Source organism: Xanthomarina arctica (assembly GCF_014638915.1).
Classification (GTDB): Bacteria; Bacteroidota; Bacteroidia; order Flavobacteriales; family Flavobacteriaceae; genus Xanthomarina; species Xanthomarina arctica.
Window position 1 is genome coordinate 54,700 of sequence record NZ_BMFQ01000002.1, and the last position, 16,151, is coordinate 70,850.

The 16,151-nt window shown below is 31.1% G+C and carries 17 protein-coding genes; 8 read left to right on the forward strand and 9 right to left on the reverse strand.

What is annotated here, in order from left to right:
* Positions 1 to 74 precede the first annotated feature (74 nt).
* From IEV77_RS06635 to IEV77_RS06655, 5 genes are all read left to right on the forward strand, one after another.
* Complete coding sequence (locus IEV77_RS06635; RefSeq protein WP_188463108.1) at positions 75 to 1,088, forward strand: glycosyltransferase family 2 protein; 1,014 nt, start codon at positions 75 to 77, stop codon at positions 1,086 to 1,088.
* Positions 1,082 to 2,050, forward strand: a complete 969-nt coding sequence (locus IEV77_RS06640; protein WP_229736599.1) for a CdaR family protein — start codon at positions 1,082 to 1,084, stop codon at positions 2,048 to 2,050. The genes IEV77_RS06635 and IEV77_RS06640 overlap by 7 nt, the downstream gene beginning before the upstream one ends.
* Positions 2,047 to 2,634, forward strand: a complete 588-nt coding sequence (gene coaE, locus IEV77_RS06645; RefSeq protein ID WP_188463110.1) for a dephospho-CoA kinase — start codon at positions 2,047 to 2,049, stop codon at positions 2,632 to 2,634. Before IEV77_RS06640 ends, coaE begins: the two co-directional genes overlap by 4 nt.
* A 77-nt stretch (positions 2,635 to 2,711) precedes the next feature.
* A complete protein-coding gene (locus IEV77_RS06650) occupies positions 2,712 to 4,289 on the forward strand; it encodes a sensor histidine kinase (RefSeq protein ID WP_229736600.1) in 1,578 nt (525 codons plus the stop codon).
* Between the two features lie 4 nt (positions 4,290 to 4,293).
* Positions 4,294 to 5,004 (forward strand): response regulator transcription factor, encoded by a 711-nt coding sequence (locus IEV77_RS06655; protein WP_188463112.1) that lies wholly within the window; start codon positions 4,294 to 4,296, stop codon positions 5,002 to 5,004.
* 62 nt (positions 5,005 to 5,066) lie between these two features.
* On the opposite strand, the gene miaA is transcribed toward IEV77_RS06655, so the two are convergent.
* From miaA to IEV77_RS06700, 9 genes are all read right to left on the reverse strand, one after another.
* Positions 5,067 to 5,969 (reverse strand): tRNA (adenosine(37)-N6)-dimethylallyltransferase MiaA, encoded by a 903-nt coding sequence (gene miaA / locus IEV77_RS06660; RefSeq protein WP_188463114.1) that lies wholly within the window; start codon positions 5,967 to 5,969, stop codon positions 5,067 to 5,069.
* Between the two features lies 1 nt (position 5,970).
* Entirely contained in the window at positions 5,971 to 6,816 is an 846-nt protein-coding gene (locus IEV77_RS06665) for an ion transporter (protein WP_188463116.1), read from the reverse strand.
* A 25-nt stretch (positions 6,817 to 6,841) separates the two neighbouring features.
* Entirely contained in the window at positions 6,842 to 8,785 is a 1,944-nt protein-coding gene (locus IEV77_RS06670; protein WP_188463118.1) for a DUF3858 domain-containing protein, read from the reverse strand.
* On the reverse strand, positions 8,786 to 10,150 hold the full coding sequence (locus IEV77_RS06675) for an exonuclease domain-containing protein (RefSeq protein WP_188464805.1): 1,365 nt from the start codon (positions 10,148 to 10,150) through the stop codon (positions 8,786 to 8,788). It lies immediately after the preceding gene.
* 50 nt (positions 10,151 to 10,200) lie between these two features.
* Entirely contained in the window at positions 10,201 to 10,860 is a 660-nt protein-coding gene (locus tag IEV77_RS06680; protein WP_188463120.1) for a YggS family pyridoxal phosphate-dependent enzyme, read from the reverse strand.
* A gap of 84 nt (positions 10,861 to 10,944) precedes the next feature.
* The gene (locus IEV77_RS06685) at positions 10,945 to 12,183 is read right to left on the reverse strand and encodes a DUF1015 domain-containing protein (RefSeq protein WP_188463122.1); all 1,239 of its coding nucleotides are present in this window, start codon (positions 12,181 to 12,183) and stop codon (positions 10,945 to 10,947) included.
* A gap of 62 nt (positions 12,184 to 12,245) precedes the next feature.
* Positions 12,246 to 12,575, reverse strand: coding sequence for a four helix bundle protein (locus IEV77_RS06690; RefSeq protein ID WP_308419208.1), 330 nt, complete (start codon positions 12,573 to 12,575; stop codon positions 12,246 to 12,248).
* A gap of 115 nt (positions 12,576 to 12,690) precedes the next feature.
* Positions 12,691 to 13,581, reverse strand: a complete 891-nt coding sequence (locus IEV77_RS06695; RefSeq protein WP_188463124.1) for a 3-hydroxyacyl-CoA dehydrogenase family protein — start codon at positions 13,579 to 13,581, stop codon at positions 12,691 to 12,693.
* A 159-nt stretch (positions 13,582 to 13,740) separates the two neighbouring features.
* Positions 13,741 to 14,700 (reverse strand): Gfo/Idh/MocA family protein, encoded by a 960-nt coding sequence (locus IEV77_RS06700; RefSeq protein ID WP_188463126.1) that lies wholly within the window; start codon positions 14,698 to 14,700, stop codon positions 13,741 to 13,743.
* 140 nt (positions 14,701 to 14,840) lie between these two features.
* Between IEV77_RS06700 and IEV77_RS06705 the strand changes: the two genes are divergently transcribed.
* From IEV77_RS06705 to IEV77_RS06715, 3 genes are all read left to right on the forward strand, one after another.
* Positions 14,841 to 15,482 carry a protein-L-isoaspartate(D-aspartate) O-methyltransferase gene (locus IEV77_RS06705; protein WP_188463128.1) on the forward strand — a complete coding sequence of 214 codons (642 nt, stop codon included), beginning with the start codon at positions 14,841 to 14,843 and terminating at the stop codon, positions 15,480 to 15,482.
* Positions 15,483 to 15,562: 80 nt separating this feature from the next.
* Entirely contained in the window at positions 15,563 to 15,808 is a 246-nt protein-coding gene (locus IEV77_RS06710; RefSeq protein WP_188463130.1) for an addiction module protein, read from the forward strand.
* A complete protein-coding gene (locus tag IEV77_RS06715; RefSeq protein WP_188463132.1) occupies positions 15,798 to 16,091 on the forward strand; it encodes a type II toxin-antitoxin system RelE/ParE family toxin in 294 nt (97 codons plus the stop codon). The genes IEV77_RS06710 and IEV77_RS06715 overlap by 11 nt, the downstream gene beginning before the upstream one ends.
* The last annotated feature ends 60 nt before the right edge of the window (positions 16,092 to 16,151 follow it).

The window sequence follows — 16,151 nt, forward strand, 5'->3', positions numbered from 1 at the left end:
TTTAACACTTTTATATATTTTAAAAAGCCACTCTAATGAGTGGCTTTTTTTGTTTGTTTAGCTACATTTGTTAAATGCAATTACAGTTTTCATTTATAATCCCTGTATATAATCGTCCAGACGAAATAGAGGAGTTGTTATTAAGTTTTACCAAGCTCGAAACAACCTTAAACTTTGAAATCGTTATTGTAGAAGATGGTTCTACTTTAACTTCAGAATCCATAATTAATTCATTTAAGGATAAACTTGATATTGCTTATTTTAAAAAGGATAATTCAGGTCCAGGAGATTCTAGAAATTATGGAATGAAACGTGCCAAAGGCAATTATTATATCATTTTAGATTCTGATTGCATTTTACCTCCACCATATTTAAATGAAGTATCTAATAGTCTAAATGAAGAGTTTGTGCATTGTTTTGGAGGTCCTGATGCCTCGCACCAATCTTTTTCAAAAATACAAAAGGCTATTAATTTTTCAATGACTTCTTTTATCACAACTGGAGGAATAAGAGGACATAAAAAAAGTGTTAATAAATTTCAGCCGCGGAGTTTTAATATGGGACTTTCAAAAGAAGCCTTTATAAAGTCTGAGGGATTTGGAGAAATTCATCCTGGAGAAGATCCAGACTTATCTATTCGACTTTGGAATCTGGGTTATCAAACAAAACTAATTCCGGAGGCTTATGTGTTTCACAAACGCCGAATTTCTTGGTCTAAATTTTATAAACAAGTTAAAAAGTTCGGACTAGTAAGACCTATTTTAAATGCATGGCATCCAGAAACTAAGAAAATAACTTATTGGTTTCCAACACTATTTTTATTCGGATTTATTCTTAGCTTGGCATTGTTAGTACTTTATAGTTTTAAAGGGTTGCTGATTTTATATTTACTTTATTTTTTGTGCGCCTTTGTCCTTGCTTTATTCAAGACAAAAAGTTTTTATATTGCAGTTTTATCGTTAGCGGCAATAACCATTCAATTTTTTGGTTATGGAATAGGGTTTATAAGTGCTACAATTTTAATAAATTTATTAAAAAAAGATCCTAGACTTCAGTTTCCAGAATTATTCTTTAAGAAATCATGTTAAAACTTATCAAAACCAAAATACTAGCATCTATAAAAAACAAAAAGATTAATGTGTTTTTTTTGTTTCTCTTGCTATCTTTTACTGTGCTTGTGTTTTTAAAATTGTCTAATACATACACAACTACTGTCGCATTTAAAATAAATAAAATTAACATTCCAGAAAGTCATTTGGTATTAAATAATGATGCACATAAAATAAATATTACAATTCGTACGCATGGTTTTAACTTGCTAAAGTACTATTTTGAAAAACCTGAGGTTGATATTGATTTTAGTAAGAATATTTCAAAAAATAAAAAATTTTATGTTTGGAATAAGCAACAAGGCTATTCAGATATTAATTTTCAATTCTCTAAAGATGAAGAGATTGTTGCCATTAATCCCGATACTTTAAAGTTTCGATATGATGTGAATGCTGTAAAAAAAGTACCTGTTAAATTGGAATCAAAATGGCATTTTGCCCAAGGATTCGACTTATTGGACTCTATTAATATTGTACCAGATTCTATTAAAATAATTGGTCCAGAAATATTACTTTCTAAAATATTATATATAGAAACGGATACGCTTATGTTGAAAGACATAAAAACGAATATTGGTAAAACAATTTCTTTAAAATTGCCTAAAAATAAGAATGATAATCTAAAGTTTTCAGATTCTGAAGTAACTGTAAGTGGAACCGTTGAAAAATTTACTGAAGGACATTTAAAAATCCCTGTTTCTGTAATTAATATTCCAGAAAACATTACAATCAAGTACTTTCCTAAAAAAGTTTTTGTAACTTTTTACACAAGTTTATCTAATTATAACAGTGTAAAAGAAGCTGATTTTGAAATTATTTGCGACTATAACCATTTAGAGAAAGGAACAGAGTATTTAATTCCAGAGATTATAAAAAAGCCTAATAGGGTTAAAAATATCAAATTATCTCAAGAGCACATTGAATTTATTATTATAGAATGAAAGTAGTAGGTATAACAGGTGGAATTGGAAGTGGGAAGACCACCGTAGCAAAGCAATTTGAAGCTTTAGGTGTTCCTGTTTATATTGCAGATGTCGAAGCGAAAAAGTTAATGAACACGTCTAAAATAATTAGAAGAAAACTAATCGCTCTTTTTGGAGAAGAAGCTTTTTTCGATAATACTTTAAATAGACCGTTTTTAGCAGATAAAATTTTTAATAATGCTTCCTATTTAGAAAAAATGAACGCCATTGTTCACCCTAAGGTTGCTTCTCATTTTAAAAATTGGGTAAAAAAACAAAAAGCTCCTTATGTTTTAAAGGAATCTGCTATCTTATTTGAAAATGGCGCTTATAAGTTTTGTGATTTAGTAATTACTGTTACGGCTCCTCTAGAGCTTAGAAAGGAGCGTTTGCTAAAAAGAGACGACACGACTTTAGAGAAAATTCAAGCAATCATTGATAATCAATGGGATGATAATAAAAAAATTGAAAAATCCCAGTTTGTAATTGTTAATAAAGACTTAGAACAAACCCAACTCCAAGTGCAACTTACCCATAATAAAATCGTTAACAACATAACGTAATTCCTAAATTTTAACATTTTTGTTAATGTAAGGTTAAATGATAAGTAAGCTAAATGTTAAAATGTTAATTTTGAACGATGAGCAAAAAGTTATTCATCATACTGGTACTATTAATGAGTTTGTCTTTAGTAGGGATCATTTTCGTTCAAGCATATTATATCAATAACTCTTTAAAAAATGAAGAAGAGCAGTTTACATTTAACGTAAAAAAAGCGTTAAGTTATACTTCTAAAAGTATTGAAGATAGAGAGTTTAAAGAGTATGCTTTAAAGATTCAAGATTTGTTAGATCAAGGTGTAAAGCCTGATACAACGGCATTTAGAGATTTTTATTTAAAAGAAGAAGTAAAAGGCTCGAATGAAAGATTGATTTATAGAAACAGTATTTTAGAAGAAAACTATAAATTATCATCATCGATCTTTGACATAGGTTTAGACAGTATTAATATTAAAAAAGTATTAAGCGATAGAGAAACTAAGATATTGAAAGGAAACGCCTTGGAATCTAATTCAAATTTGAATTTGGATGCCATGATGTTCGAATTTGGTAAATTGTCGAAAGGAGCTGAAATATTTTACGACACAGCTTACGAAGATTTATCTTATCGCGTCCCAATTCACAAACGTGTAACTAAAGATGAAATAGATAAACTTCTTCAAAGCAAATTAGGTGAAGACAACATTGATATAGATTTTCAATTTGCAATCTATAGTAGTGATTTGGCAACTAAAATACAATCGGAAGATTTTGAGTTAATAACAGAATCGACTTTTAGTGTACCAATTTTTCAGAATAAAAATAATGAAAGTAATTATAGACTTTTAGTTAATTTCCCAAAACGAAATACGTTTGTACAATCTTCCATTATTAAAATGACATTGCTTTCAATCATTTTTACATCTATTATAATTATAGCATATACAAGTGCTTTGATGCAATTATTAAAACAACGTAAAATTTCTGAAATTAAAACAGATTTCATTAATAATATGACACACGAATTTAAAACACCTATTGCTACTATAAATTTAGCTTTAGATGCCATTAGAAACCCGAGTGTTATTGATGACAAAGAAAAGGTTCTAAGGTATCTTAGAATGATAAAAGAAGAGAATAAGCGCATGCATGCGCAAGTAGAAAATGTACTAAGAATATCTAAACTTGAAAGAAACGAACTAAACATTAGTAAGGAACGTGTTGCTTTAAACGACTTAATAGAAGATGCCATTACGCATGTAGAGTTATTGGTTGAAGACAGGAACGGAAAGATAAACATTAATTTATCTAAAGACGATACGTCTGTTTTAGCAAATGAAACCCATTTTACCAATGTTATTGTTAATGTTTTAGATAATGCTATAAAATATACGCCTGAATCTAGAGCGCCAATAATAGATATTACCACCGAGAATGTGGGGACAAACATTATATTAAAAATAAAAGACCAAGGTGGTGGAATGGGGAAAGCCGCACAAAAACGTGTTTTCGAAAAATTTTATAGAGAGCATACAGGCGATAGGCATGATGTGAAAGGTCATGGATTAGGTTTAGCATATGTTAAACAAATTGTAGAAGACCATCAAGGTCATATATCAGTTGAAAGTGAAAAAGACAAAGGAAGTACGTTTATTATCAAACTTCCATTAATATCGTAAAGCTATGAATGAACAACAAAAAAAAATATTATTAGTAGAAGATGATCCAAATTTTGGAACTATTCTTAAGGATTATTTAATGATGAATGATTATCAAGTTACTCATGCCAAAAACGGTATGGAAGGCTTTGAGAAATTTAAGAAAGACGATTTCGATTTGTGCATTTTAGATGTGATGATGCCTTATAAAGATGGTTTTACTTTAGCTAAAGAAATTAGAGAAAAAAATACGGATGTTCCTATTGTTTTCCTTACTGCTAAAGCCATGAAAGAAGATGTTCTTAAAGGTTACAAAGTGGGTGCTGACGATTATTTAAACAAACCTTTTGATAGTGAGGTTTTATTAATGAAAATTAAAGCCATCATGCAGCGTAAAGCTACAGAAACGGTTTCAGATAGTAAACAGTTTGAATTCAAAATAGGAGGTTTTGATTTAAATTCTAAACTTCGTTTCTTAACTTATAATGGGGGAGAACAAGTTAAATTATCGCCTAAAGAAAACGAATTATTGCGTTTACTTGCTTTACATGAAAACGATTTAATGCCTAGAGAATTGGCTTTAACTAAAATTTGGAGAGACGATAATTACTTTACCTCTAGAAGTATGGATGTTTATATAGCCAAACTTAGAAAGTATTTAAAACTTGACGAAAATGTTGAGATTTTAAATATTCATGGGGAAGGTTTTAGACTTGTCGTTAACCAGAACGCATAATCCATTAAGGACTATAAAATAAAAATCCAGCGGTATTTTGAGAGATCAAAATGTTGCTGGATTTATTTTTTAAGGTTTATAGTTTCTATAATATTCTCTATAGGTGTTGTATAATCAAACCAAAGGATATCTTCTTTTTTTCTAAACCAAGTAAGCTGTCTTTTTGCAAATCGCCTAGAATTTTTCTTGATTTCAGAAATGGCAAAATCTAGAGGCCATTCACCTTCAAAGTACTTAAACAATTCCTTGTACCCAACCGTATTTAAGGCGTTTAAATGCTTTTTGTCTATGAGTTGTTTTACTTCCTCCAATAAACCTTCTTGCAACATTAAATCCACACGAAGATTGATTCTTTCGTAAATAACGTCTCTATCTGCTGTTAATCCAATTGAAATAGTTTTAAAAGGACGTGTTCCCTTCTCTTTATTTAAAAAAGAGGAGTAAGGCAGGCCAGAACCAATACTAACTTCCAAAGCACGGATAACACGTTGTGGATTATCTCTAGCTATAGTATTAAAAGATTCAGGATCTAAGGCTTTTAGCTTTTCTTGAAGAATTTCTAAACCTTCATTTTTGTATAATTCGTTTAAACCATCTCTAATACTTGAATCCACTTCAGGGAAATGATCCAATCCATTTATAACAGCATCGACATATAAACCAGAGCCACCAACCATAATTGCTGTATCATGTGTTTTGAAAAGCAGATCTAAAACCTGTAAAGCATCTTTTTCAAAAGTACCTACGCTATAATGGTCTTCAATAGATTTATGATGAATAAAATGATGTTTTGCTGTTGCTAATTCTGAAGGAGTAGGAGCCGCAGTGCCAATTTGCATTTCCTTAAAAAACTGTCTGGAGTCTGCCGAAAGAATTTCGGTTTGAAAGTAATTTGCCAGTTTAATGCTTAGGGATGTTTTTCCAATGGCAGTTGGGCCTACTATTGAAATTAAAATCTTTTCCATATTACAATTTGTAACCACATTTGTTACAAAAAGAGGCATCATCCTTATGGTTTATAGACAAGCAATTTTCGCAGCATTGGGTATTTAAATGCCTTGGTTCTTCTTTTACAGGAGCTTTACCTTTGTGTTGAGACGTAAACTCGGCTGTAACAATTCCTGTAGGAACAGCTATAATTCCATAACCCAAAATCATGATGAGGCTTGCAATAAATTGGCCTAGTGGTGTTTGTGGTGTAATGTCTCCAAAGCCAACAGTTGTAAGGGTAACGATGCACCAATACACACTTTTAGGGATGTTGGTAAATCCATTTTCCTCACCTTCAACCAAATACATAATGGTTCCAAGAATAACGGATATGATTACTATGGCATATAAAAAAACTGTTATTTTTACTCTACTTGCTTTTAAGGCGCTCAATAAAGTATCTGAAGCCCCTAAAAATCGAGCTAATTTTAAAATTCTAAAAACTCTTAATAAGCGTAACGCTCTTAAAGCGACAAGTGCATGAGTTCCTGCAAATATTAAAGATAAATATTTAGGTATGGTAGAAAGTAAATCGATAATGCCATAAAAACTGGTTATGTATTTTAATGGTTGCTTTACTGTTATAATTCTAGCGATATATTCAATGGTAAAAAGGATGGTGATAACCCATTCAGAAATATTTAAAACTGCATGAAACCTAGTGTCAATGCTTTTCACACTTTCTAGCATAACAAGCATGATACTAGCAAGGATGGTAACTAATAAAATTAGGTCAAATAATTTTCCTGCGGGAGTATCTGCTTCATATATAATAATATAAAGTTTTTCTTTCCAGCTTATATCGGGTTTGCGTTCGGCCATAAAGTCAAAAGTACTAAAAGATTTGTTATTTATGCTTTAATACTATTAGCGAGTTTTTTTGAGCATCTACAATAGTACTCATGAAAACTTTTAAACTTTCGTAATATTCCGGATTGTAAATGGGTTCATTAAAGGTAAACTTAAAGTACAAAACAAGGTCATTGTCTATAATTTTTGTACTAAAAATTAGTAAGCCTTTATTATTAGGTAAACTCATATTTACTTCTTCTGGAATTTCAAGAATTTCGTAATTATTATTTAGATCTATTTTTAAAGTATATAAATAGGCGTCTTTGTAACCAAAGTCTATGGGATAGGTTCTATCCTTTAATTTAAAAGGATTTTCAGACATTAATTTAAACAAGAATGGATTAATATATAGGTTTTCATTAATATTTTCGGTTGGATATTCTATGGTAAACTCTTCTTGATAGTCAAAACTAGTTTTGTCCTTACTGGTAACTTTATGGTCCGAAAAGGTTATTAAATTATATTTTTCTTGATATTGTTTTAAATATTCAGATTGATTACTGTAATAAGATTTTTTTAAAGGATACGCATGATATCCAGTGGCATTAACATTTACTTTACCAACCAATAGGTCATTCTCTTCCAATTTTAAATCGACTTTGTATTGGATGGTTGAAGTCTTTTTTGGGCTAATTTCAATCCATGTACTCCCATTTTTAAAATCTAAAAGTCTACCGTCTCCATTGAGACACCTAAAAGGTAATTCGCCAAAAGACATATATGGATCTGTAGCATCTAAAAGGTATGTTTGATTGTTAATAGTGGCCTGAACAATTAAATAATTAAATTCAGAAATTACAGGAAATAATTTGGTTGTGAAACCATTTGCTCTAGTCGATAATAATACAGGCAAAACTTCAATGTTATTTTCTTCTAGTAGATTATGAAGAAGGATGTTTATTTCCGATACATTTCCAGATTTAGTTTTCATTAAATCTTTTATTGAAATGTCTCCAAAGATGTTATATTTTTCATTCCATGTAAATTTATTTTGAACATAGGCATAGATACTTTCAGCTCTTTTTAAGGGGTCTGTTTCAGGAAAAACAGATTCATTAGATACGTTAACACTTAATTGCCTTCCAAAACGGGAATCAGATTTTAGTTCCTTATCTACATCTTTCCAGGTTTTACTTATTTTATCTATTCTGCCATCAAATAATTTTACGGTGTTCAGTTCGTAACCTAATTTGGATAGATAGTTATCTTTAGTAGTCATATAATCCTCCTCAATAAATGCAGGAACATCTTCCATAACATATTTTGAAACTGTGCAATCTGCATATCCGCCTCCTCTCACAGTTATGCAAGTGCTTTCTATGGCACTTTCATTTACTTTTAGTTTTAAAAAACCAACCAGTTTAATATGGTACTCATAATTAGCAGGAATACTAGTATTATACTCGCTATATAACTTAGGAATATCGTCTTGAAACTCCCAACCCTGATAATTATAAATATATGGGGATTCTGTGGTGTAACTATAAGTAATAACAGACCCTTCTTTAACATTTGGGAGGGTGAATTTGGTAATTGTATTTTTAGTATTATACTGTTCTTTATAAATATCGCTATCTCTTAATTTTGTGTGAATTACCGAAGTACCATTTAAATTATAGGTGGTAGCCATAATATTTTTAATAATCTCCTTTTTGGAGCCATCCTGATGAAGAACTATGGAAATAGTTGCCTTATCAAAACCATTACTATTCAAAATTTTTATTTTTCGTTTCACCTCTGAAACTAAATTAAAGGTTTGGTCGTCTATATAAGATTTGCCATATTCATAAAGTACAATGGCATTTGCGGTGGAATCTTGGTCAAAAACATTTGTTTGTATGTCGTCAAGAGTTACAGAATAATCTTTTGAATTGAAATTAGATTGGGCCTGAATGCAAAAGGATGCAATTAAGAAGTAGGTTAGGTAGAAAGTCTTCAATTAGTTAAAGAGTATAATTTTAAGATTTTTATTTCTTCGGAGGTAACTTTGAATAATATGTTGGGCATCTCTATTGTTTTCCATTGGAGTTATAAGAGATTCTAAAACGCTGGTATTTGTAATTTGATAATTAAGATTAACATAGCCTAAACCTACAAAAACACCATTTTTTATTAGAACTACACTGCGTTCATCAATTTCCCGACCTCTATCAACAATAGCCATGTTGGTATTATTATAACTATTTTTTTCTATAAGCTTATTAACACGCTCATTATAAACCTCTACTGCTTCTTCTTTAATGCAGGCACCTTCACACTGCTTTAAACTATAATTAAAGCAACTAGTTTTTGAAGGATATAAACCACAAAGCTTCTGACAAAGATTAAAATCTTCAACGGCCTTAAATAAAAATTGTTTAGCACTATTTCTAGTACTAAAAGTGGTGATGGCATTTTTTCGGCCATCAGCTTTATCTATTTTTAAATTGATATACCCATCGTCGTCAATAAAACTATAAAGAGCATGGGTGAAAATAGTTCTTCGTAAGGCTCTGTTTAAAATTGGTTTGTTGCTTTTTATTTCTTGACTCTCTTTTAAAAGAGCAATAAGTTCATTTCCAGTAGCGTCGTAAGTTACAGTTGCTGTCTGAAGTTGAATTTTTTTAGATTTAGAATTGGCATTTGTAAAATGCTGACTGAGTCTATTTTTGATGTTTTTACTTTTTCCTATATAAATGATTTCACCATTTACATTATGAATGTAGTAAACTCCTGTGCTATTTGGAAGGTTATTTAATATCTGCTTCAGACTAGGCTCCATCTTAAAAGTAGGTTCTACAACAATAGCATCTTGTACAATAACTTTTTTAACATCTTTAGCAAGAAGCATTTTAAAAAGTTTAACTGTTGCAATAGCATCTCCGTTAGCTCTATGTCTGTCGCTAACTGGAATCCCTAAAGCTCTAGTAAGCTTTCCTAAACTATAAGATGGTTGATCTGGAATAAGTGTCTTAGAAAGCAAAACGGTACAAAGTGTTTTACGTTTATACGGAAATCCCAAACGTTTAAATTCGGTTCTTAAAATTCGGTAATCAAATTCAGAATTATGTGCAACAATAACGCAGTCTTCGGTTATTTCAATAATGCGTTTGGCCACCTCGTAGAATTTAGGAGCGTTTTTTAGCATGTTACTGTTAATACCTGTTAGATTTACAACAAATGGTTGAATCTCTCTCTCTGGATTGACTAAGCTAATAAATTGATCGACCACTTGATGCCCATCAAATTTATAGATGGCTATTTCAGTAATCCCTTCTTCATTGTACTTCCCGCCAGTGGTTTCTATGTCTAATATCGCGTAAATTGTATGTTGTTTTTTTATTGTTAAAGCGTAGATTGAAATCTGCCACTGTACTAATTATAATTTCGTTCCCCAAAGATACTACTTCCTACGCGAATCATGGTGCTTCCACAAGCAATTGCTAGTGGGTAGTCGCCACTCATTCCCATAGAAATAATTTTTAGTTCTGGATGGATATTTTTAAGATGATTAAAGCTAGATTTTAATTGAGTGAACTCCATTTTTATCTGCTCTTGATTGTCGGTAAAGGTTGCCATTCCCATAATACCAACTACTTTAATATTTTTTAATTCTGAAATTTCTTTTGATTGAAATATGTCTGAAGCTTCACTTTCTGTCATTCCAAATTTAGAATCTTCTGAAGCAATTTTTATTTGAAGCAAACAATCTATAACTCTATCGTGTTTCTTAGCTTGTTTGTTAATCTCATGAAGCGTTTTAAAATTTTCAACACCATGGATTAAACTTACAAAGGAAGCCATGTATTTTACTTTGTTTCTCTGTACATGACCAATCATATGCCATTGGATGTCTTTTGGCATTTGTTCATGTTTTTCCGCCATTTCCTGGATTTTATTCTCTCCGAAAATTCGCTGTCCAGCTTCATAAGCTTCCATAAGATCGCTAACAGGCTTGGTTTTAGAAACAGCAACAAGTGTTACATTCTCTGTTAATTTGGATTTTATGTTGTTGAGGTTTGTTTCTATACTCATTTTTTAATGTTTGTTGTTTAGTAGTTTGTCGTTGAGCTGTTTTTCAATAAACGACTAGACGACGACGAATGAATAAACATTTTCTTAAAACTCATAAATAGTAACGCCACTTCGTAATTTAGGTTCAATGTAAGTGCTTTTTGGTGGCATTTTTAAACCATCGTCTGCAATTTGTTTCATTTCATTCATTAAAACTGGTAGCATGACAAAGCCAACTTTCGATTCGCCACTATCGACGCTACTTTTAATATTTACAAGATCTTTTTTTCCATTGACATAGATTATTCTTTGATCGTTTCTTAAATCTTCTATTCCTAAAATAGGATTTAAAATGGTTTTATAAAGTATCTGAGAATCCAATCCATCTAAAGACGTTTCTATTTTATAACTAGTTTTTCGTAAGTATAATGAATAAAAATCGCCATCCAAATACATGCTAAAATGATGTTTTTTGGAAGGTTGATAAGGCATTTTTCCTCTATTTTCTATACGATAAAACGTGTCTAATTGAATTAAAAATTCTTCTTTACTTAAACCATTTAAATCTTTTACTAGTCTATTAAATGCGTGAATCTGTAAATCGGATTCAGGAATTAAGTAACTCATAAAAAAATTATATGCTTCATCTCCTTGATGCTCTGGATTAGCATCTTTTAAATCTTTGTAAAGTAAATAAGAAGAAGCAGATCTATGATGACCATCTGCAATATATATGGTGGGAATGTTTTCAAATTCCTTTTGAATGTTAGCAATTATTTTTGGATTATCAACTTTCCATAAATAATGAGTGTCTCTATAGGTTGTGGTAAACTCAAATTCCGCTCTTTCCTTTTGTGTTTTTTTGATAATAGAATCAATAACAGCATTATCAGGATAGGTTAGGAGTACAGGTTCAGCATTAAAACCAACCGTTTTTAAATAATCTTTGAATAATATTTCTTTGTAAGCAATTGTGTCTTCATGCTTTTTTATAATATCATTTTCATAATCTAAAGCACTTGAAGCGGCAACAATCCCATTAAATTCTTGTTCCTCTCTATCTACAATTTTATAAATATAGTAACTTGGTTTTTCATCTTGAATAAAAATACCATCTTCTTTAAACTCTAAAAATCTGTTCTTAACTAGACTATACCTAGCTTCACCGGAAATGTCCTTATCAAACCTATAACCCGGATTTACTATTTGTAAAAATGAAAAAGGATTATCTCTTAACCTAGATTCAAGTTGTTCCTTGGTATAACTTTGGTAGGAACGCGCAGCCACAAGACTGACTTTGTCTCTGGTAGGACGTACGGCTTTGAAAGGGATTATTTTTGTCATGGGTTTTAGTGTTCAGTAAACAGTAAATTGTTATTTTGAACCAAATTTATCTGGATTTTGAATCATATAGTTAATTTCCCTATTTCAATACTGTCAGGAGTAAGCTCTTCAAAAGTTTCTTGATTTATATATTCACATGCTAAAGCAAATTCAAGCCAAGTTTGTGTTTCAGAATTTTCAGCATCACTATCTGTAAGTTTACTTATAAAAAGTTTTTGATAAAGTCGTTTCTTATATGCTTCAGCCATATTAGCACAAACACTTCTAGAAGATCTCCTTATTTGATCTGTTAAAGAATACGTTTCTTCTTTAGGAAAAGATTTAGAAATGTTAAAAATCTTCATTGCTAAATCAAATCCTTTTTTATAAGCTAATAAATCTTGAAACTTCATTATTTATAATTAAATTTTAACTGACCACTGACCACTGACCACTGACCACTGACCACTGACCACTGACCACTGACCACTGACCACTGACCACTGACCACTGACCACTGACCACTATTTACTTAGAAAATTGCTTAGCAATTTTCTCTGCTTTTCTACTTTCAGAATAATCATAAAAACCTTCCCCAGATTTTACACCTAATTTTCCAGCCATAACCATGTTTACTAAAAGCGGACAAGGGGCGTATTTAGGGTTTTTAAAGCCGTCGTACATCACATTTAAAATAGACAAGCAAATGTCCAAGCCTATAAAATCTGCTAATTGTAATGGTCCCATTGGATGAGCCATTCCTAATTTCATTACCGTATCAATCTCTTCAACACCGGCAACACCGTTGTAAAGTGTTTCAATAGCTTCATTAAGCATTGGCATTAAAATTCTGTTGGCAACAAATCCCGGATAATCATTAACTTCTGTAGGAGTTTTTCCAAGGTTTCTAGAAAGTTCCATAATGGTGTTGGTTACTTCGTCGCTTGTATTATAACCACGAATAATTTCAACCAATTTCATAATTGGCACCGGATTCATAAAGTGCATGCCAATAACCATTTTTGGTCTGGAAGTCACTGCAGCAATTTGTGTAATAGAAATAGATGAGGTATTACTTGCTAAAATAGTGTCCTCAGGACAAGCTTCATCTAATTGCTTAAAAATTTTAAGTTTTAGATCAAGATTTTCTGTAGCTGCTTCAACCACCAAACCGGCATATTCAACACCTTCTTTAATACTAGTATATGTTGTGATGTTGCCTAAAGTTTCAGCTTTATCAGCTTCGGTAATTTTTTCTTTAGCAACCATTCTATCCAGATTTTTAGAGATGGTATCCATACCGCGTTTTAAGGAGGCTTCACTAATATCTATAAGTTGAACTTTAAAACCGCTTTGAGCAAAAGTATGTGCAATACCATTTCCCATTGTTCCAGCTCCAATTACTGCTATGTTTTTCATTGAAAATTTATTTTTTCATTCCCGCGAAGGAGGGAATCTTATTATTAATTTATATTATTTTTTTGCCACGAATACACGAATGTATTTCTTGAAATTGGCAATTAATTTTGTTTCAATAGCGTTTGAGTATTTTTCCTTTTGGGAAAAAGTCAGAAAGTGTTAAAACTGATCGATTATCATAGTCGCAACACGCAAGGCTTCTGTTCCATCATGTAGCGTTACTATTGGTGATCTGTTGTTATTTATAGCGTCGGCAAAAGAATTTAATTCGTCTAAAATGGCGTTGTTGTTCGCAACATCTGGATTGTCAAAATAAATTTGTTTTTTAATACCTTCTGCATTTTGTAAAATCATATCAAAATCTCCTGGACTTTTTGGTGCATCCTTCATTTTTACTACTTCACACTTCTTTTCCAAGAAATCGACAGAAATATAAGCGTCCTTTTGAAAGAAACGTGATTTACGCATATTCTTCAAAGATATTCTACTAGCCGTTAAGTTTGCTACGCAACCATTTTCAAATTCTATTCTAGCATTGGCAATATCTGGGGTGTCACTAATAACTGAAACACCACTTGCAGATACATTTTTAACTTTAGATTTTACAACACTTAAAATAATGTCAATATCATGAATCATTAAATCTAAAACCACAGGAACGTCTGTTCCACGCGGATTGAATTCAGCCAAACGATGACATTCAATAAACATCGGATTTACAATCTGATCTTTTACGGCAAGATAAGCTGGGTTAAAGCGTTCCACATGCCCTACTTGTCCACGAATGTTGTGTTGGGCTAAGAGTTCTCTAATATTTTCGGCTTCTTCAACCGTATTGGTAATAGGCTTTTCAATAAAAATATGTTTGCCTTTATCTATTGCTTTTATGGCACATTCGTAATGTGAAAGTGTAGGTGTAACAATATCTACCATATCTACAGCGTCTATTAAAGTATCGATAGAATTAAAGTATTTATAACCAAATTCAGCTTCAATTTTTTTGGCATTTTCTTCGTCTGCATCATAAAAACCAACAAGTTGATATTTCTCAGATTGATTAAGAAGTCTTAAATGAATTTTTCCAAGATGACCTGCGCCTAGAACTCCTGCTTTTAGCATGTTATTTCGTTTTTAACAAAAATAAGATTTTACTTTTAAAAATAGGATAATTGAAAATAGAAATTAAATGAAAGTTTAAAACTTTAAGCTTTGAACTTGTTGCTTATTCTTTTAATTTAGCCTTGAAAATTAACCTACCATTGAAAGATACTTTTAAACATAAAGGCTTAAGACTACAACTAGTTGAAGTAATTAAGAATAAAGGAATTAAGGACGAGAAAGTCTTAGACGCTATTAGCAAAATCCCACGTCATTTATTTATGGATTCTGGATTTTTAGATCATGCTTATCAAGATAAAGCGTTTCCTATTGCAGCAGATCAAACCATTTCACAACCTTATACGGTAGCATATCAAACCGAATTATTACAAGTGAAACCTGGAGATAAAATTTTGGAAATTGGTACCGGAAGTGGTTATCAAACAGCTGTTTTATGTGAACTTGGTGCTGTTGTTTTTAGTATTGAAAGACAAAGAGAACTTTATAAAAGAACAAGTAAGTTTTTGCCAAAACTGGGTTACAGAGCTAAGAAACTTATTTTTGGAGATGGTTATATTGGCTTAAAGGAAGAAGCGCCTTTTAAGGGAATCATTGTAACTGCGGGAGCACCATTTGTTCCAAAACCACTTTTAAGTCAATTGGAAATTGGTGGAAGATTAGTGATTCCTGTTGGAGACGATGTTCAGGTTATGACTTTATTTATAAGAAATGGCGTGAAAGATTTTGAAAAACACGAGTTTGGCGAATTTCGATTTGTTCCTTTATTGGAGGATAAAAATTAGCTTTTTGTTTTTCAAAATAAATTATTAAAACCATACATTTATAATGATTTATGTATCTTTATTCTTTAAAGATTAATAGTATGGGAGCATTAGAATTAAAAAACAAACTGATTGCGCAATTTAATTTATTTATTCAAGACGATTCAAAACTTAAAGTCTTAGATGGCATCTTTGATGCTATAAATGTTGCTGACTCCTCTTCTGTAATTTCTGAAGAACACTATAAAGTTGTTGAAGAACGTAGTAGCAAATATCATGCAGGAGAAACTGAAGGTTCTACTTGGGAGGAAGTAAAACTTAAAATGAATAAAAAGCATGGCTTCTAAGTTAATCATTGATCCCGAAGCTCAAGAAGAAATTGATGAAGCAATAATGTGGTATGAATCCAAGCAAGTTGGATTAGGTGCAGATTTTTTAAATTATTTAGATGGTTATTTTCAAACCCTAAAAAATAGAAAAGCACTATTTGAAATAAAAAGAAAACCAGTCTTTAGAGAACTTCCTCTAAAAAGATTTCCATATATAATTATATATGAAGAATATCAGAACCAAATAATTGTATATTCTGTATTCCATACATTTCAAGATGTAAATAAAAAGCTAAAATAAATTTTATTGTTTTTTTAGTTGAAATATTTTCAAAAACACGAGTTTGGCGAATTTCGATTT